15 protein-coding genes are annotated in these 17,330 nt (G+C 73.4%); 8 read left to right on the top strand and 7 right to left on the bottom strand.

Going from position 1 to position 17,330, the window contains the following annotated elements:
• Positions 1-231: 231 nt before the first annotated feature.
• Together GSY69_RS08175 and GSY69_RS08170 are read left to right on the top strand one after the other, a co-directional pair.
• Complete coding sequence (locus GSY69_RS08175; RefSeq protein ID WP_160953375.1) at positions 232-2,169, top strand: DEAD/DEAH box helicase; 1,938 nt, start codon at positions 232-234, stop codon at positions 2,167-2,169.
• Positions 2,170-2,242: 73 nt separating this feature from the next.
• Positions 2,243-4,171 (top strand): 2Fe-2S iron-sulfur cluster-binding protein, encoded by a 1,929-nt coding sequence (locus tag GSY69_RS08170; protein WP_160953374.1) that lies wholly within the window; start codon positions 2,243-2,245, stop codon positions 4,169-4,171.
• Between the two features lie 93 nt (positions 4,172-4,264).
• Here GSY69_RS08170 and GSY69_RS08165 read toward each other — a convergent pair whose 3' ends face one another.
• The 4 genes from GSY69_RS08165 to GSY69_RS08150 form a co-directional block, all read right to left on the bottom strand.
• Positions 4,265-5,053 carry an isoprenyl transferase gene (locus tag GSY69_RS08165; protein ID WP_328698811.1) on the bottom strand — a complete coding sequence of 263 codons (789 nt, stop codon included), beginning with the start codon at positions 5,051-5,053 and terminating at the stop codon, positions 4,265-4,267.
• A gap of 83 nt (positions 5,054-5,136) precedes the next feature.
• A complete protein-coding gene (recO, locus tag GSY69_RS08160) occupies positions 5,137-5,865 on the bottom strand; it encodes a DNA repair protein RecO (RefSeq protein ID WP_160953373.1) in 729 nt (242 codons plus the stop codon).
• A gap of 192 nt (positions 5,866-6,057) precedes the next feature.
• The gene (gene leuA / locus GSY69_RS08155; RefSeq protein ID WP_160953372.1) at positions 6,058-7,821 is read right to left on the bottom strand and encodes a 2-isopropylmalate synthase; all 1,764 of its coding nucleotides are present in this window, start codon (positions 7,819-7,821) and stop codon (positions 6,058-6,060) included.
• Positions 7,822-8,178: 357 nt separating this feature from the next.
• Positions 8,179-9,774 (bottom strand): hypothetical protein, encoded by a 1,596-nt coding sequence (locus GSY69_RS08150; RefSeq protein WP_160953371.1) that lies wholly within the window; start codon positions 9,772-9,774, stop codon positions 8,179-8,181.
• Positions 9,775-9,846: 72 nt separating this feature from the next.
• Here GSY69_RS08150 and GSY69_RS08145 point away from each other — a divergent pair, with 72 nt between their 5' ends.
• Positions 9,847-10,719, top strand: coding sequence for a L,D-transpeptidase family protein (locus tag GSY69_RS08145; RefSeq protein ID WP_160953370.1), 873 nt, complete (start codon positions 9,847-9,849; stop codon positions 10,717-10,719).
• The gene (locus tag GSY69_RS08140; protein WP_160953369.1) at positions 10,716-11,552 is read left to right on the top strand and encodes a dihydrofolate reductase family protein; all 837 of its coding nucleotides are present in this window, start codon (positions 10,716-10,718) and stop codon (positions 11,550-11,552) included. Before GSY69_RS08145 ends, GSY69_RS08140 begins: the two co-directional genes overlap by 4 nt.
• Before the next feature lie 114 nt (positions 11,553-11,666).
• Here the strand turns inward: GSY69_RS08140 and GSY69_RS08135 are convergent, their stop codons facing one another.
• Positions 11,667-12,905, bottom strand: coding sequence for an alpha/beta hydrolase (locus tag GSY69_RS08135; RefSeq protein WP_160953368.1), 1,239 nt, complete (start codon positions 12,903-12,905; stop codon positions 11,667-11,669).
• A gap of 200 nt (positions 12,906-13,105) precedes the next feature.
• Between GSY69_RS08135 and msrB the strand changes: the two genes are divergently transcribed.
• Genes msrB through GSY69_RS08115 form a run of 4 tightly spaced genes read left to right on the top strand, consistent with a single transcriptional unit; the run spans position 13,106 to position 15,976 of the window.
• Positions 13,106-13,537: a peptide-methionine (R)-S-oxide reductase MsrB gene (msrB, locus tag GSY69_RS08130; protein ID WP_160953367.1), complete on the top strand. Its 432-nt coding sequence runs from the start codon at positions 13,106-13,108 to the stop codon at positions 13,535-13,537.
• Between the two features lie 38 nt (positions 13,538-13,575).
• Positions 13,576-14,142, top strand: a complete 567-nt coding sequence (locus tag GSY69_RS08125) for a GNAT family N-acetyltransferase (RefSeq protein ID WP_160953366.1) — start codon at positions 13,576-13,578, stop codon at positions 14,140-14,142.
• Positions 14,139-15,083 carry a TIGR01777 family oxidoreductase gene (locus GSY69_RS08120; protein WP_160953365.1) on the top strand — a complete coding sequence of 315 codons (945 nt, stop codon included), beginning with the start codon at positions 14,139-14,141 and terminating at the stop codon, positions 15,081-15,083. The genes GSY69_RS08125 and GSY69_RS08120 overlap by 4 nt, the downstream gene beginning before the upstream one ends.
• On the top strand, positions 15,080-15,976 hold the full coding sequence (locus GSY69_RS08115; RefSeq protein ID WP_160953364.1) for a DUF817 domain-containing protein: 897 nt from the start codon (positions 15,080-15,082) through the stop codon (positions 15,974-15,976). The genes GSY69_RS08120 and GSY69_RS08115 overlap by 4 nt, the downstream gene beginning before the upstream one ends.
• On the opposite strand, the gene hemQ is transcribed toward GSY69_RS08115, so the two are convergent.
• On the bottom strand, positions 15,957-16,667 hold the full coding sequence (hemQ, locus tag GSY69_RS08110; RefSeq protein ID WP_160953363.1) for a hydrogen peroxide-dependent heme synthase: 711 nt from the start codon (positions 16,665-16,667) through the stop codon (positions 15,957-15,959). The two genes, GSY69_RS08115 and hemQ, sit on opposite strands and share 20 nt — an antisense overlap.
• Before the next feature lie 7 nt (positions 16,668-16,674).
• A partial coding sequence (locus GSY69_RS08105; RefSeq protein ID WP_407925017.1) for a protoporphyrinogen/coproporphyrinogen oxidase occupies positions 16,675-17,330 on the bottom strand: 656 nt, incomplete at its 5' end.

Here is a 17,330-nt window from a genome sequence, read left to right as displayed (position 1 = left end):
CCGGGTCGGATAGGCTGGAGCCAACACCCAAACCTTCTCCCCTCCACCGCGCGCGGCGCGGCCGCATCCAGCCCCTGCCCCCGCAGGCGGCGCCGGCGGACCTCGGGGGCATCGGCTGCCGTGCATCACAGGGATTCGCACACTGGCCGCTTCAGGGTCGATCGCCACTTCAGTCATCTGCGATCAAGCGTGTGCGTAGCGCCGTGTGCGGCGCGTGAAAGCGAGACGACGATGGACACCATCGCCAACGACAGCCAGCCCAACGAGACCGACCAGAGCACTCAGGCCCAGACCCAGCCAGCGGAGCCCGAGCCCGCGCAGTTCTCCGACTTCCACCTCGACCCCCTCGTCGCCGCCGCCGTGACGGACCTGGGCTACGAGACGCCCTCGCCCATCCAGGAGCAGACGATCCCGCTGCTGCTCGAGGGCCGCGACGTCATCGGCCTGGCGCAGACGGGCACGGGCAAGACGGCGGCGTTCGCGCTGCCGCTGCTCTCCGACATCGCCCACGACGGGCGCGCGGAGAACGGGCCCTTCGCCCTCATCCTCACCCCCACCCGCGAGCTCGCACTCCAGGTCGCCGAGGCGCTCACGAGCTTCGCGGCGCACCTGCCGGACTTCTCCGTGCTGCCCATCTACGGCGGCCAGTCCTACGGCCCCCAGCTGGCCGGGCTCAAGCGCGGCGCCCAGGTGGTCGTCGGCACGCCCGGACGCGTCATCGACCACCTCAAGCGCGGTTCGCTCAAGCTGGCCAGCCTGCGCCACCTCGTGCTCGACGAGGCCGACGAGATGCTCAAGATGGGCTTCGCCGAGGACATCGAGGAGATCTTCTCCGCCGTGGGCGATTCCGCCCAGGTGGCCCTGTTCTCCGCCACGATGCCCAGCTCCATCCACCGGATCACCGGCAAGTACCTGAACGACCCCGCCGAGGTGCGGGTCAAGGGCAAGACGGCCACCGGTGCGAACATCCGCCAGCGCTTCCTCACCGTCAATCACACCCACAAGCTCGAAGCGCTCACCCGGATCCTCGAGGTGGAGCAGTACGACGGCATCATCCTGTTCGTGCGCACCAAGCAGGAGACCGAGGAGCTGGCCGACAAGCTGCGCGCCCGCGGCTTCTCCGCGGCCGCCATCAACGGCGACATCCCGCAGCAGGCCCGCGAGCGCACGGTCGAGGCCCTGCGCGACGGCTCGATCGACATCCTCGTCGCCACGGACGTCGCCGCCCGCGGCCTCGACGTCGAGCGCATCTCGCTCGTCGTCAACTACGACATCCCCACCGACACGGAGTCCTACGTCCACCGGATCGGCCGCACGGGCCGCGCGGGCCGCTCCGGCGAGGCGATCCTCTTCGTGACCCCGCGCGAGTCGCGGCTGCTGGCCTCGATCGAGCGGGCCACGAAGCAGAAGGTGGAGCCGCTGACGCTGCCCACCGTCGAGCAGCTGACGAACACGCGCACGGAGAAGTTCACCCAGCGCATCGCCGATGCGATGACGACGCTCGACCTCTCGGAGGTCCGCCCCGTCATCGAGGCCTACGAGCAGGCCCACGACGTGCCCGCCTCGGAGATCGCGGCGGCCCTGGCGGTCCTGCTGCTCGACGGCGACACGCTGCGCGCCACTCCCCTGCCCGAGCCCAAGGGCAAGCCCGCCCGCGGCGAGGGCGGCCGTGGGGACCGCGGCGACCGGGGTGAGCGCGGGGGCCGTCCGCCGCGCTCGCGCGAGGGCATGCAGACCTACCGCCTGGCGGTAGGGCGCAACGAGCGCGTCAACCCCGGCGGCATCGTCGGCGCGATCGCCAACGAGGGCGGGCTTTCCTCGGCGCAGATCGGGCACATCGACATCCGCTCGAACCACACGCTCGTCGACCTGCCCAGCGACCTCAGCCGCGACGTGCTCGACCGCCTCTCCCACACGAAGGTCCAGGGCCGGCGCATCGACCTGCGCCCGGACTCCGGCCGTCCGGGCCGCCCGTTCAAGAAGCGCGGCGATGACCGCCGCGAGGGCGGCGGCCGCTCGTTCAAGGGCGAGCGCGACAGCGGCTACCGCGGTGCGCGCGACGGAGGTCGCGACGGGGGCTTCCGCGAGGGCGACTACCGCGACGGCGGCGACTTCAAGCGCGACTTCCACAAGGGCGGCAAGAAGGCCGGCAAGCCGTTCAAGAAGTGAGCGCGGCCGGCACCGCGCTCGCCGTGGGCTGAGCGCGGCCGTCCGACGGGGGCGCGGGGCTAGGCTTGATGCCATGCCCCGCGCCCTCGCTCTCTACCGGTTCCCCATCAAGGGGCTGCCAGCGCAGCCGCTGAATGCCTGCACCGCGCGGGTGGGCACCGGATTCGACGGCGACCGCGCGGCGGCGCTGAGCAACGGCGTGGCCGCCGCCGCCCAGGGCCGGTGGGACGACTGCGGCCACTTCACCGTGCTGAAGAACGACACCTCGCTCCAGCAGTGGCAGATCGCCTGCGCCGTGCGCGAGGCCGCCGCGCCGCAGGCCGGGCCCGACACGCACGGAAGTGCCGGGGGGTGCCGCGCGGGCGAACCGTCCGTCGTGGCCAGCGACATCTCGCTCACCGCGCCGGACGGCGCTCGGGCCCTCATTCGCACCGACGAGCCGGACAGCGTCACGGCGGGCACCCGCTTCCTCGCCGGGCGCCTCGAATCCCAGGGCGCGCACCCGCGCGAGCTCATCGTCGCCGATCAGGGCATGTTCGACTCCCAGGCCTCCGGCATCTCCCTCATCAACCCCGCAAGCGTCGCGGTGCTCGGCCGGGCCGCCGGCGACGAGTCCCTGGACCCCCTGCGCTTTCGCGGCAACGTGCTGCTCGAGGGGCTGGGGCCCTTCGAGGAGTTCGACCTCGTGGGCCGCATCCTGCGGATCGGCGGGGTGCGCATGTGGATCCGCTCGACGATCGAGCGGTGCCCCGCGACGCGCGTCAATCCGGTCTCCGCCGCCGTCGACGTCAACGTGCCCCGGCTGCTGGCCGCCCACCTGGGCCACCTGCACTGCGGAATCTACGGCGTGGTGCTCGAGACCGGAGAGATCCGGGCCGGTGATGAGATCGTCATCGAGGACCGCCCGCTTTCCCCTATCCCGCCGCCGGGGTTCCCGGCTGCGCTGCGAAAGCCGCTCACGGGGCCGCGGTCCATGGAGGTCACCGCCACCGAGGTGCTCGACGGCAGCGCGGTGCGCCTGCGGCTGCGCGATCCGCTGGGCTTCACCGCCGAGCAGTACGCCCCGGGCATGCACGTGCGCGTCCACCTCGTCCATGACGGACTGCCGCTGTGGCGCACCTACACGCTCACCCGCGTGACTGCGGGCCCGTCGGACACCGGGCGGCCCAAGACCAGCCCGGACGAGCTCGAGCTGCTCGTCGGGCTCGACGGCACGGTCTCCCACCTGCTCGCCGACCTGACCGCCGGCGACCGGCTGCTGGTCTCCGGGCCGTTCGGGCGCATCACGGCGCGCACGCTGCCGGGGCGCACCGGCGTGCTCACCGCCGGGATCGGGATCACCCCCGCCCTGGCGCTGGCGCGGGGCATGGCGGCGAACGAGGTCGCGGGCCCGCTCGCCTTCTTCCACGTCGAGCGCGGCACGGAGCCGGGCCGGGTCTGCGCCGCGCTGGTCGACGCGGCCGCGGAGGCGGGCGCGCCGCTGCAGCGCTGGTCGACCGCCGGCCGGGGCCGCCCGGACCCCGCAGCCCTCGAGGCCGTGCTCGCGGCGTGGAGCGCGGATCTGCCCCTCGACGACATCGTCATCTGCGGCCCCGCCTCCTTCACCGCGGCCTGCCGTGAGGCCGCCGAGCGGTTCGGCCTCGATCCCGCGCGCATCCACTCCGAGGTCTTCGCCTCGCCCCTGGCCCTCGACGGCCAGCCGCCGGACCTGTCGGACGCGCGCATCGCGGTGGAGGACCCGGGCGCGCGGGGAGACGGCGGCGCGGCCGCGCCGCGGGAGGTCCCGTGGACCCGGGACGAGGGCTTCATCCTCGATGCCCTCGAAACGGCCGGCGTGCCGGCGCCGTATTCGTGTCGCGGCGGCTCGTGCGGGGAGTGCGCCCTGCGGCTGCTCGCCGGCTCGGTGGTCTATCCGCTCGAACCGGCCGCGCAGATCGCGCCCGGGGAGGTGCTCACGTGCTCGGCCTACCCCGAGGGCGACATCGGCATCGAGCTGCGCTGACCGCGCGCCTTCGCGCCGGGCGCTGACGCCCCGCCGCAGCGCACCTGCCCCTTGGCAGGCAGTGCCGCGCCGGCTGCGCCGGTCGGCGCGCCCCTACCCCTGGGCGGGCGCGTCGACCGCGCCGCCGAAGCGCCGGTCGCGGCGCGCGTACTCCTCGATCGCCGCCCACAGGGTGCGGCGATCGACGTCGGGCCACAGGACGTCCTGGAAGACCATCTCCGCATACGCGGACTGCCAGAGAAGGAAGTTCGAGGTGCGCTGCTCGCCGGAGGAGCGCAGGAAGAGGTCCACCTCGGGCACCTGGGGCTGGTAGAGGCGGGCGGCGAGCGCCTTCTCCGTCACCCGGCCCGGCTTGAGGCGGCCGGCGGCGATGTCCTCGGTGAGCGCGTTGACCGCGTCGACGATCTCCGAGCGGCCCCCGTAGTTGACGCAGAACTGCAGGGTCAGACCCGTGTTGTGTCGCGTCATCTCCTGCGCGTCCTCGAGTTCGCGGATGACGGAGCGCCACAGGCGCCCGGGCCGGCCCGCCCAGACGATGCGCACGCCCAGGGCGTTGAGCTCGTCGCGGCGGCGGCGGATGACATCGCGGTTGAAGCCCATGAGGAAGCGCACCTCCTCCGGGGAGCGCTTCCAGTTCTCCGTGGAGAACGCGTAGGCGGACAGGTGCTCCACCCCGATCTCGATGGCGCCGTGGATGACGTCGAGGAGGGAAGCCTCGCCCGCCCTGTGCCCCTCGGTGCGCGGCAGCCCGCGCTCATTGGCCCAGCGGCCGTTGCCGTCCATGACGACGGCGACGTGGCGGGGGACGAACTTCGCGGGGATCCGCGGCGGCCGCGCCCCCGAGGGGTGGGGCGGCGGGGCGGGATAGTCCTGTTGGCTCACCCGGCCAGTATCGCAGTCCGGGCTGGACGGGCGCCGGGAGGCTGAGCCACGGCAGGACGTGCGCCCCGGCGGCGCGCCGGCGCTCAGGCGCGCTCGAGGACGGCCAGGGACTTCACCTTGCGCTCCAGGTGCCACTGGACGTAGCTGGAGGTCAGCCGCGCGCTCTGCGCCTTCGCATGCTCGGGGGACGCCTCCGCGGTGGGCCAGTCACCGGCCAGCAGCGCGGCCATGTGCAGCAGTGCTTCCTCACCGGGCAGGAAGGCCCCGTTCGGGCGGCAGGCGGGGCACAGCGCCCCGCCGAGCGGGGAGGAGAACGCGCGGTGCGGACCGGGGGCGCCGCACTGGGCGCAGTCGATGAGGCTGGGCGCCCATCCGGCGCTCGACATGGCGCGCAGCAGGTAGGCGTCGAGCGAGAGCCGCGGGGGGTGCTCGCCCTTGCACAGGGAGCGGATCGCGGACACCAGCAGCAGGTACTGCCCGCGGGTGTCCGGCTCCGCCTCGCTCACGCGCAGGGCGGTCTCGGTCATGACGGTCGCCGCGGTGTAGGCGTCGTAGTCACCCACGAGGCCCCGCCCGAACGGCTCGAGCAGCTCCACCTGGGTGACGATGTCGAGGCTGCGGCCCACGTGGCACTGGATGTCGACGAGCATGAAGGGCTCGAGCCGCGAGCCGAAGCGGCTCTTCGTGCGCCGGATCCCCTTGGCCACCGCGCGGATGACGCCGTGGCTGCGGGTGAGCACGGTGATGATGCGGTCGGCCTCGCCCAGCTTGTGACCGCCGAGCACCATGCCCTCATCCCGATAGAACTTCACGCCCCCATTGTCTCACCGCACCCCCGCCCGGGCGCGCAGGCACGGGCCGCCCGCGGCCCGGATTCGCTGTGGGCGCACACGCACCGCGCCCGAGGTGCGGGCCCAGGATCGCTGGGCCCGCGCCTCGGGCGCGGTGGCAGACGGGGGGCGGGGCGGACCGGGTTCACCGGGCCCCGCCGCGGGGCGGCCGGCTCAGGCCTGGTCGCGCAGGGCCCGGTTGACGGCGGAGATGATCGCCTTGAGCGAGGCCCGGGTGATGTTGGGGTTGATGCCCACGCCCCACAGGACGCGGTCGCCCACGGCGAGCTCGACGTAGGCGGCGGCCTGCGTGTCCGCGCCGGAGCCGATCGCGTGCTCGGTGTAGTCCTGCAGGCGGATGTCGAGGTCGAAGTTCTCGTTGAGGATGTTGACCAGCGCGTTCACCGGGCCGGTGCCGCGGCCCTCGAACGTGCGCTCCTGGCCGTCCACCCGCATGTCGATCTCGAGGCGCTCGGTGTTCTTGCCGGCATCGCCCTCGCCGCTGTGGGACTCCGTGCGCATCCCGAGGATGCGGAAGCGGCCCCAGGCATCCGTGGGCTCGTCGCTGGGCAGGTACTCGTCGGAGAAGAAGGACCACAGCGCGGGCGCGGAGACCTCTCCCCCGGCCTCGGTGTGCTTCTGGACGACCTTGGAGAACTCCACCTGCATGCGGCGGGGCATGTCGAGGCCGTACTCGCTCTTGAGCAGGTAGGTCACCCCGCCCTTGCCGGACTGCGAGTTCACGCGGATGACCGCCTCGTAGGACCGGCCCAGGTCCTTCGGGTCGACCGGCAGGTAGGGCATGTCCCACTCCATGAGGTCGGTGGGCACGCCGGCCTCCTTGGCCCGCGCCTCGCGGTCCGCGAACGCCTTGTTGATGGCGTCCTGGTGCGAGCCGGAGAAGGAGGTGAAGACGAGGTCGCCGCCGTAGGGGTGGCGCTCGTGGACGTCGATCTGGTTGCAGTACTCGACCGTGTGGATGACCTCGTCGATGTCGGAGAAGTCCAGCTGCGGGTCCACGCCCTGCGTGTAGAGGTTGAGGGCCACGGTGACGAGGTCGAGGTTGCCGGTGCGCTCCCCGTTTCCGAACAGGCAGCCCTCGATGCGGTCCGCGCCCGCCATCATGGCGAGCTCCGCGGCGGCCACACCGGTGCCCCGGTCGTTGTGCGGGTGGAGCGAGAGCGCGACGTGCTCGCGGTAGGGCATGTTGCGGCCGAACCACTCGATCTGGTCCGCGTACGTGTTGGGGGTGCCGCGCTCGACGGTGGCGGGCAGGTTGACGACGGTCTCGCGCCCGGCGCTCGGCTGCCACATGTCGAGGACGCTGCTGACCATGTCGAGCGCGAAGTCCGGCTCCGTGTCGACGAAGATCTCCGGCGAGTACTGGTAGCCGAAGTCCACATCGCCCAGCAGCGACTCCGCGTGCTTCATGACGGCCTGCGTGCCGCGCACCGCGATGTCGCGGGTCTGGTCGCGCCCGTCGCCGTCGAAGCCGAAGACCACCTTGCGGAAGACGGGGGCGGCGGCGTTGTAGAGGTGGATCGTCGCCTTGTTCGAGCCCACGAGGGACTCCGCGGTGCGCTCGATGAGGTCCTCGCGGGCCTGGGTGAGCACGGAGATGCGCACATCGTCCGGGATCGCGTCCTGCTCGATGATCTGGCGGACGAAGTCGAAGTCCTGCTGGCTGGCCGCTGGGAAGCCCACCTCGATCTCCTTGAAGCCCAGCTTGATGAGCAGGTCGAACATGCGCCGCTTGCGCTCCGGCGTCATGGGGTCGATGAGCGCCTGGTTGCCGTCGCGCAGGTCAGTGGACAGCCAGCGCGGGGCCTTCTCCAGGCGCTTGTCAGGCCACGTGCGATCGCGCATGTCGAGCTGGATGCGGTCGAAGAACGACTTGTACTTGCCAAACGGCATGGGGGTGGGCTGCTGGGCGTTCATGGGCTTCTGCCTTCCTTGCGGTGAGTCCGGGCGGGGCCCTTCTGGGGCGCGGCTCGTCCGGCGCGACCGGCAGCGATCACTCCGCGGTGAGGATCCGGTCTGGGATCAGGCCTCGCCGCGGCAGTGAAGCAGAAGTCGATGCGTGAGCATGGCCACCACCCTACGCCCGGCTCGGTGTGGGCGCGGCCACAGGGTCCGCATGGTGAGACCGCGCCCGAGGTGCGGGCCGGGCGGGCGCCGCCGGCCGAGCGCTCGGATGGCCGGCGGCGTGCCCGACGAGCATGAGGGCCACGGCGAGCGTCAGGCGGCAAAGGCGGGCGGCGGCAGCAGGGCGACGCGCCGCGTGTGCCGGCCGGCTCAGAGCGTCCCGGTCTTCTTCTGAGAGATGCGGAACCCCTTGCCCGTCGACGTGGACTTGCAGATGACGCCCGTTTCCGTCGAGTCGCACGTGTAGCCGTGCGCGCTCATCGACGAGCCGTACTTGAGCTCCTTGCCACCGGACAGCTCCGCCAGGTTCTGGCACGTGAACCCGGCGTTCTTCTTGTCCACGCTGAGCACGGTGCCGTAGTTCGGATTCGCGCAGCTCTCCGGCCGCTGCGGCGGGGAGTAGGTGTGCTCCCCGATCGTGCAGTAGGCGCGCTCGGAGTCGATCCGGCACGCGATGTTCTTCGACGGAGTCGTGAACGTCTTGGGGTCCGTGCCCTGCGCGGGCGCCGCGCTCGTGCTCGTCTCACCGCCGCCGTCCTCGCTTGAGTCGAGCCCGGGCTCGCTCGAGCCCGCCGCCGGCGGCGGGGCGGGCGCGGCGGTCTGCTCGTCGCGGGTGTGCATCGAGTCCACGATGATGTAGGCCGCGACCCCTGCAAGCACGAGGAACGCCGCGATGACCACGGCGATCGCGGCACCGGGAACGCCCCGCTTCTTCTGCGGACCCTGGGGCCCCTGCCCGCCGGGACCCGCCGGGCCGCCCTGACCGGGGGCGCCAGGACCACCGGGCCCACCGGGCTGGGCCCCGTAGCCGGCTGCCGGCTGGGACCCGTAGCCCTGGCCGTAGCCACCCTGTCCCGTGTAACCGCCCGGCCCCGCGTAACCGCCCTGCGCGCCGGCCGCGGCCGGAGTGCCATAGCCGCTCGAGGCGCCGGAGCCGCCCTGCCAGGCCGAGGAGCCCTGGACGCTCGACGGACCGGGGGCGCTCGAGGAGCCCTGTGAGCCGTAGGCGCCCTGTGAACCGTAGGCATCCTGCGAACCGTAGCCGCCCTGGGAGCCGTAGCCCCCCGGTGCGCCCGGCGCGCCGAAGATCGGCAGCGAGCCGGTGGGCGGGGGGCCGAAGTCGGGCTGCGGGCCCACCCGGTACGCGCCGGCGGGCTGGGAGCCCGGCTGCGGCTGCGACCCCGACTGCGAATCAGGCTGCGACCCCGGCTGCGGGGCAGCGGCGGCACCGCCCGGAGCACCGGGCCACACGGAGGGCGCGGCCTGTGCCCGCGCCGCCTCGTCGTCGCGCCGAGTCGCGCGCGGCCCGCCGGCGGCGTGCGAGCCTCCGGCCGGGCCGTCGAGGCGGTCGTCGTGGGTCTCCTTCGCCAGGCGTGAGAGCTCTTCCATGCTCATCACCTGGGTCGATTCGCCGTCCCCGGGGTCCGCGCCGGATGCTCCGGGCTGCTCCGCTCCCGACCACTGCGCTCCGGCCGGCTGTCCACCGGCCCCGCCCGCGCGGGGTCCCGCTGCGAAGGGATCGAACGCTGCGTCTTCGGTCCCGCCGGCCCCGCCGGCCGCCGAATCGAAGCCGGCACCGGAGGCCGCGCCTGCCCCCTCGGGGGACGCGGCGGACGACGGCGCCTGAGCGGAGCCGCCGGACTCGCGCTCGCCGATGAACAGCTGCGAGGTCAGCGAGTCCGCCGCCTCGTCGTCCTCGGGGCGGCGGCCGAGTGCGGGCTCCTCTGACGGAGGGGGAAAGCTCATGGGGCGATTCTAAACAGCCGCACCGCGAGTGGCGTTCACGGAATCGTCAACGTTTCGTGCCACCATAGTCCCATGACGTCTCGGAACCGACCCCGCACCCTGGGCATCGCCGGCGCCACCGCGCTCACCGCCGCACTCGTCGGCAGCGCCGTCTCCCCCGCCTCGGCCGCGCCCAGCGGCGACGACGCACTCGATGCGCCCGCGATCACCTCGCCCAGCGACTTCGCCGGGCCCACGCTGCGCACCCCGGCAGCAGCCGCGCCGAAGCCCCATGCGGACCCCACGACCGCGGCCGCGAAGGACAGCGGCCAGTCGACCATGAGCGGTTCCTCGCAGGACTCCTCCGGCACCGCCCAGGCCACGGCCATTCCCGGCGTGGGCAAGAAGAACATGGCGAAGCTGCCCGCCGGCACCACCCAGGTCCTCGTCGCCACGACCAAGCAGCAGAAGGGCACCACCGCCCGCACGACGCTCTACACGCTGCAGGACGGCACCTGGAAGAAGGAGCGCTCGTTCGCCGGGCACAACGGCAAGAACGGCTGGAAGGCGAACCGGCGCGAGGGCGATCAGACGAGCCCGGCCGGCGTCTTCAGCCTCACGGCCGCCGGCGGCTACGACAAGAACCCCGGCACGAAGCTGCCCTATACGCGCGATGCCTCGATGCGCTCGGGCGCCGAGGCCCAGTACGGAGCCAAGGCCACGGGCGTGTTCGACTACGTCATCGCCATCGACTTCAACCGCAAGCCCGGCACGCCCCCGCGCGACGGCACCCAGCCGCTGGGCCCCAAGCCGGGCAGTGGGATCTGGCTCCACGTGGACCACGGCTCCGGCACGCACGGCTGCGTGACGCTGGCCAAGAACGACCTCAAGTACCTGCTGCAGACGCTCACCCCCGCCGCGAAGCCCCACATCATCATGGGCTCGGCCGCGGACATCGGGAAGTGAGTGCTGCGGGCGGAGCCCAGGCCCCCGTCCCGCTCACCGCCCTGCTGCCGGCCGCGGGCCCGCTCCCGCCCGCCGACGGCGAGGCCGCGCTCGTGGCGCTCTACGACGAAGGCCCCCTGAGCGGCCACACGCCGGGCATGCGCGTGCAGGCCAATATGGTCCTCTCCCTCGACGGGGCGGTCGTGGGCGCCGACGGCCGGTCCGGCACGATCTCCTCCCCCGCGGACAAGCGCGTGTTCTCCGTCCTGCGCTCGCTGGCCGACTGCGTGGTCGTCGGCGCGGGCACGGCCCGGACGGAGCGCTACACGCGCCTGTCGCCCAAGCCGGCGCACCGGGAGCAGCGCGCGGCGCGCGGGCAGGCGCCCGTACCCGCCCTCGTCCTCGTCACCGCCTCGGGCGACATCGACACCGAGCGGCTCGACGCGGCCGGCAGCTCCCCCGTCATCGTCCTCACCTCCGCGGATGACCCGCAGGTCCTGGCCCGCCTGCGGGCCTGGGCCGGGTCCGAGGCCGTTGCCCGGCTGCGCCCGGGCTTCGCCCCCGCCGAGGCGCTGGCCGAGCTGCGCCGGCGCGGCTTCGTCCGAGTACTCACCGAGGGCGGCCCCTCGCTGCTCGGCGCCTGGATCCGCGCGGGCGCCGTCGACGAGCTGTGCGCGACGATCGCGCCCCTGCTCGCCGGTGCCGCGGCCGACGGGCACGCGCCCGCGGGACTGCTGGGAGCGGCGCACCTCGACGCCCCCGTCGGCGCCGTCCCGGCCAGCGTGCTCACCGGCGAAGGCGCCCTCATCTGCCGCTACCGGGTGGACGCACCGCCGGACGCCCCGGAGGGCTGAGCGCGGACACGCCCCGGGCAGGCCAGCCCACCCCGGCGGTGCGGCGGCGGCACCGGGCGGGCCACCCCCGAGCAGACCATGCGACCACGGCGGTGCCGTGACCGCGCGCCCGGGTCAGTCGAGTCCAGCGGTGCGGAAGACGTCGGCGCGGCGATCGGGGACGTTCGCGTCGAGGAACTGCGCGACATCGTCGTTCCACTGGCGCCGGTCGACGTTCCACTCCTTCGTGTGGCGCGCCTTGCGGTAGGCCGGCATCCGCACGAGGTCGCTGCGCACCTTCGCCAGCGCATGGGCCGCGCGCGTGGGGACGAACTCATCGTCCTCGGAGTGGATGAGCAGGACCGGCTTGTCCAGCTCCGCGGCGCGCTGGACCCAGTCCATCCGGTCGAGGTCGAGCGGGGTCTCGAGCCCCGTGACCGGGCGTGCCCAGGGCCGGGTGATCATGTCGAGCGTCAGCCGGGCGATGGGCGTGGGCAGGAAGTTCTGCTTGGCCTGGTGGTCGAGCACGTCATACCAGTCCACCACGGGCCCGTCGAGGACGAGGGCGGAGATCGCGGCGCGGTTGCGCCCCCGCGAGGCGGCCTGGAACGCGATCGCCCCGCCCATCGACCAGCCGAAGACCACGACGTCGCGCGCACCGTGGGCGAGCGCGTAGTCGATCGCGGCATCGACGTCGAGCCATTCGGTGTCGCCGAGCCCGTAGCGCGCGCCCTTGGCCGCCCGCACCTCGGCGTCGTTGCGGTAGGAGATGGCGAGCGCCGGCATCTCGAGGGCATCGAGCACGGGGGCTGACCGCAGGCCCTCGGCGCGCGAGCCGCCGCGGCCGTGGATGAGGATCGCCCACGTGCTGCGCGGGGTCGCCGAGGTGGTGGGTAGCACCCAGGCGGGCAGCCGCCCGGCGTCGGAGGTCAGCTCGATCTCCCGGTGCGGCAGGCCCGTGGCATCCGGGTGCGGGTAGGCGGTGCCCGTCCAGCGACCGCGCCGGGCGGCGCGCAGATCGCCCGCGTTGACCGCGAGCACCTCGCGCGAGACGGTGTTGGACGCCGGGTCGTATTCGATGATGTCGCCGATCGTGGCGTGGCCGGTGCCGCCGGCGAAGTAGAGCCCGTACGTGCCGTTGACGAGCGTGTCCGGGGTGGCCGCGAGGTGGATCCGCAGGTCCTCGTCGAAGCCGTCGACGTGGAGGATCTCGACGTCGTCCTGGGCGTTGCCCGGGATGACGATGCGCCGGGCGAAGTAGACGGCGAGCCCGGAGGAGGCTGCCGAGACGAGCGCTCCGAGACCGGCGCCGATGCCGATTCCCGCCAGTGCCCACCGCAGGCCCCTGCGCGAGCCCCCACTGCCCTTGGCCATCTGCCCTACCTCCCGTTCACCGTTGCGGCCTGCACCGATCCTACCCGCGGCGCCTGGGCGGGCCGTGTGGAACAACCCGGGCCCGCCCCGTGTTTGCCCCGTATGGCCGCCCGCGCATCCAACCTCCGCCACCGCTCACCGGCCGCGCGCCGCGGGCAGGCCCCGCACACCCGTCCAGCACCCTCAGCACAGGAGGCACCATGACCCAGCCGCACACTCCCGCCGGCCCAGCCGAGCCGACCGGCGCCCGCACCGAGGCGCAGTGGCGCGACATCCTCACCCCCGAGGAGTACGCGGTCCTGCGCGAGGGCGGCACCGAGCGGCCGTTCGTCGGCGAGTACACGGACACGATGACCACCGGCACCTATCGCTGCCGGGCATGCGGGGCGAAGCTGTTCACCTCGCAGGAGAAGTTCGGCTCGCACTGCGGCTGGCCGTCGTTCTACGCTCCCCTGGCCAAGGACACCGTGCGCTACATCACGGACTCCTCGCTGGGCATGGAGCGCGTCGAGGTGCGCTGCGCGGCCTGCGACTCCCACCTGGGGCACGTCTTCCACGGCGAGGGCTATGACACGCCCACCGACGACCGCTACTGCATCAACTCGATCAGCCTCACGCTCGACGAGGGCTGAGCCGCATGGGCCCGCCGGGGCGGGCCTATGCTGGTGGCATGAGCAGTGAGAGCCCGCGGCGCTTCGCCGCATCCGATGTCACGATCGCACCGTTCGCCCAGCTGAGCCCGGAGGACCTCTACGGCCTCCTGCAGCTGCGCTCGGAGGTCTTCGTCGTCGAGCAGGAGTGCCTCTTCCTCGACCTCGACGGCGTGGACCTCTACCCGGAGACGCTCCACGCGATCCTGCCGGCCAGTGTCCTCGGGCGCACCGGGCCCGTGCCCTTCCGCGACTCGCACGGCGAGCAGACGGGCCTGTCGCTCAAGCCCGCCGGCTACGCCCGGCTGCTGCCCCGGGGCCTCATCGACGGCCCCGCCGGGCACCCCGAGGGCCGCAGCATCGGCCGCGTCGTCGCCGACCCCGAGGTGCGCGCCGGCGGGATCGGCTCCGCGCTCGTGGGCGCGCTGGTCGAGCAGTTCGGCCCGGAGACGATGCTCACCCTCAACGGGCAGGCGCACCTGCGCGGCTTCTACGAGAAGTTCGGCTTCGCCGTCTCCGGTGACGAGTTCCTCGAGGACGGCATCCCGCACCTGCCCATGCGCCGCCCGGCGGGCCCGGCGGTGTGACGGCCCCCGCGGGGCGCCTCGTCCTGGCGGGTGCGAGCGGTTTCATCGGCGGCCACGTCGCCCGGTTCGCCGCCGCCCAGGGCTGGACGGTGCGCACTATCGGCCGCGCACCCGGTGCGGACGCCCGCTGGGACGACCCGGCGGGCCTCCGCGCGGTCCTCGAGGCCTCGGACGCCGTGCTCAACCTCGCCGGGCGCTCCGTGAGCTGCCGCTACACGAAGCGCACGGCCGACGAGATCTTCTCCTCGCGCACGGAGACGACGGCCGCCCTGGGACACGCCATCGCCGCCTGCGACGCCCCGCCCCCGGTCTGGCTCAACAGCTCCACGGGCACGATCTACCGCGATGCCCGCGACCGGCCGCAGACGGAAGCCGCCGGCCAGCTGGGCTCCGGCTTCTCCGTGGCGGTGGCCCGCGCCTGGGAGCGCGAGCTCTTCGACGCGGCCGTGGACGTCCGCCGGATCGCGCTGCGCACCTCGATCGTGCTGGGCCCCGACGGCGGGGCGCTGGCGCCCATCGTCAACCTCGCGCGCATGGGCTTCGGCGGCCGCGAGGGCGACGGCGCGCAGGTCTTCTCGTGGATCCACGTCGACGACTTCACCCGCGCGGTGCTCCACCTCATCGCCGATGACCGGGTCAGCGGGGCCGTGAACGTCGCAACCGAGCACCCGGTGAGCAACGCGGAGCTCATGGCGCAGGTGCGCCGCGCATTCGGCACGCCCCTCGGCCGCGGCGGCGGTGTGCCCCTGCCGGCGTGGGCGCTGCGCGCCGGGGCGCGGATCATCCGCACGGAGGCCGAGCTCGTCCTCAAGTCGCGCTGGGTCGAACCCGAGGTGCTGGCCGCCTCCGGCTTCGCGTGGCGCTTCCCGCGCCTGCCCGCGGCGCTGGACGATCTCGCCGCCCGCACCCGGCGGGGGCTTCTGCCGGTCCAGCTCGGGTGAGCGCGCCCGCCCCGCACGGGCCCAACAGCCCGGCGACCGAGCACCGGATCGACACCGCCGTCCGCCGCCTGCTCGAGGCCCGCGGGCAGCGCTCGGGGCCCTGGACCGAGTTCTGCGTCTTCGTCCTCAAGCAGGCGTGGGCGTGTCTGTTCGGCGCGCTCATGCTCGCCTGCATTGTGGCCGCCGCCCTGTGGTACCCGGCTGGGGCACGCCTGGCACGCAACGACGCCCTCACCCTCGCGGCGCTGGCCATCCAGGCGGGCATGCTCGTCCTGCGCCTCGAGACCGCCCGCGAGGCGCTCGTCATCGTCGTCTTCCACGTCGCCGGCACCGCCATGGAGGTGTTCAAGACCCACGCGGGCTCCTGGGAGTACGCGGCCGGCGGGGTCCTCCACATCGGCGCGGTCCCCCTGTTCACCGGGTTCATGTACGCCGCGGTGGGCTCCTACCTCATGCGGGTGATGCGCCTGTTCGACCTGCGCTTCACCCGCTTCCCGCCGCTGTGGCTGGCGGGGGCGCTCGCGGCCGCGGCCTATGCCAACTTCTTCGCCCACCACTGGATCTGGGACGCCCGCTGGTGCCTCGTGGCGGCCGTCGTGCTCGCCTACGGCCGCTGCACCATGACCTTCCGGGTGCGGCGCACCACGGGCCGGATGCCGGTCGTCGTCGCGTTCGCTCTCGTCGCCGTCTTCATCTGGCTCGCGGAGAACATCGGCACGGCCGCCGGCGCGTGGGCCTACCCGGACCAGGCGGGCGGCTGGCATCCGGTGTCGATCGCGAAGCTCGGCAGCTGGTTCCTGCTCATGCAGCTCAGCGTCTTCCTCGTCACCCTCGTCAGCCGCCCGCAGGCCCCGGAGGGCGCCGCGCCCGGCCTCAGCGCCAGCCGGCGATGATGTCGGCCAGGCTGCGGCGCGGGCCCGTGTAGAAGGGGATCTCCTCGCGCACGTGCAGCCGGGCGCGGGTGTTGCGCAGGTCGCGCATGAGATCGACGATGCGGTCGAGCCGCTCGGCCTCGAATGCGAGGAGGAACTCGTAGTCGCCCAGGGCGAACGAGGAGATCGTGTTCGCCTTGATGTCCTTGTAGCCCGCGGCGGCCTGGCCGTGCTCGCGCAGCATCGCGGAGCGCTCCTCGGGATCGAGGAGGTACCAGTCGTAGGAGCGCACGAACGGGTAGACGCACAGGTAGTCCCCGGCCTCGGCGTCGGTGAGCAGGGCGGGCAGGTGGGACTTGTTGAACTCCGCGGGGCGGTGCATGCCGACGACCGACCAGACCGGCTCGAGGATGGAGCCCAGCAGCGAGCGGCGCACCACCGAGTAGGCCCGCTGGATGACCTCGACGCTGGGCGCGTGCCACCAGAACATGATGTCCGCGTCCGCGCGCAGGGCGGAGACATCGTAGGTGCCGCGGACCACGAGGCCATCGCTCTCGAGGCGGGCCAGGCCGTCGACGACCTCCGCGGCGAGCGCGGCGCGGTCGGCGTCGTCGATGTCCCCGCCGGCGGCGAAGACGGAGTAGCCGATGTAGCGGATCTCCTTGTTGTACTTCTCGATCTGCTCGGCGCTGGGCTGCGAGTAGCCGCTCATGTGCGTGTCACTCCTTCGGTTGGTGGTGTTCGACGTGCGGGGAGGTGGACCGTGCGGGGCGCAGGAGGCGCCCGACCGCCGTGCGGGCCCGCGCGATGCAGGCGGGGATGCCCACGCCGTCCAGGGCGGAGCCGGCCAGGGCGAGCCCGGGGACGGAGCCGAGCACGGCATCGAGGTCCGCTGCCGCCTCGAGGTGGCCCGGGGCGTACTGGGGCAGCGCGGCCGTCCAGCGCTGCACCTCGGTGTGGACGACGGTGTCGGCGCGGCCCGTGATGGCCATCCAGTCGGCGAGCGCGCGCTCGGCGAGCTCCGCATCGGGCAGCCGCTGCCAGTGCGCGTCGCCGTGGCGGCCGATGCTCATGCGCACGACCGCGTGGCCGGCGGGCAGCTCGGCGGCCAGCCACGGCCACTTGTTCGAGGCGTAGGTCGAGGCCTTGATGAACGTCTCCTCGACCGGCGGGACGAGGAAGCCCGAGCCCCTGAGCTCGCCGCGGGTGCGCAGGACGGCGGTGACGAGCGCGGAATCGGCGTAGGGCACAGCGGCGAGACGGTGCGCGGCGGCTGCGAGGGCCGCGGCGTGCACACCGGCGGCCGTGCTCGGCTCGCCGGCCGCCGCTGTGGGCTGCGCGGACTCGGCGGCGCCGGAGAGCAGCGGGGCCGCGG

This window comes from Brevibacterium rongguiense (genome assembly GCF_009857845.1).
Classification (GTDB): domain Bacteria; phylum Actinomycetota; class Actinomycetes; order Actinomycetales; family Brevibacteriaceae; genus Brevibacterium; species Brevibacterium rongguiense.
The sequence above is the reverse complement of the archived record's forward strand: the minus strand, read 5'-3'. Positions and strand labels throughout refer to the sequence as shown.

Bases quoted from the DNA above. Each gene is read 5' to 3' on its own strand.
- GSY69_RS08170 (WP_160953374.1), top strand. From the start codon at position 2,243: ATGCCCCGCGCCCTCGCTCTCTACCGGTTCCCCATCAAGGGGCTGCCA.
- leuA (WP_160953372.1), bottom strand. From the start codon at position 7,821: ATGAACGCCCAGCAGCCCACCCCCATGCCGTTTGGCAAGTACAAGTCG.
- GSY69_RS08145 (WP_160953370.1), top strand. From the start codon at position 9,847: ATGACGTCTCGGAACCGACCCCGCACCCTGGGCATCGCCGGCGCCACC.
- hemQ (WP_160953363.1), bottom strand. From the start codon at position 16,667: ATGAGCGGCTACTCGCAGCCCAGCGCCGAGCAGATCGAGAAGTACAAC.
- GSY69_RS08150 (WP_160953371.1), bottom strand. From the start codon at position 9,774: ATGAGCTTTCCCCCTCCGTCAGAGGAGCCCGCACTCGGCCGCCGCCCC.
- GSY69_RS08175 (WP_160953375.1), top strand. From the start codon at position 232: ATGGACACCATCGCCAACGACAGCCAGCCCAACGAGACCGACCAGAGC.
- msrB (WP_160953367.1), top strand. From the start codon at position 13,106: ATGACCCAGCCGCACACTCCCGCCGGCCCAGCCGAGCCGACCGGCGCC.
- GSY69_RS08125 (WP_160953366.1), top strand. From the start codon at position 13,576: ATGAGCAGTGAGAGCCCGCGGCGCTTCGCCGCATCCGATGTCACGATC.
- GSY69_RS08135 (WP_160953368.1), bottom strand. From the start codon at position 12,905: ATGGCCAAGGGCAGTGGGGGCTCGCGCAGGGGCCTGCGGTGGGCACTG.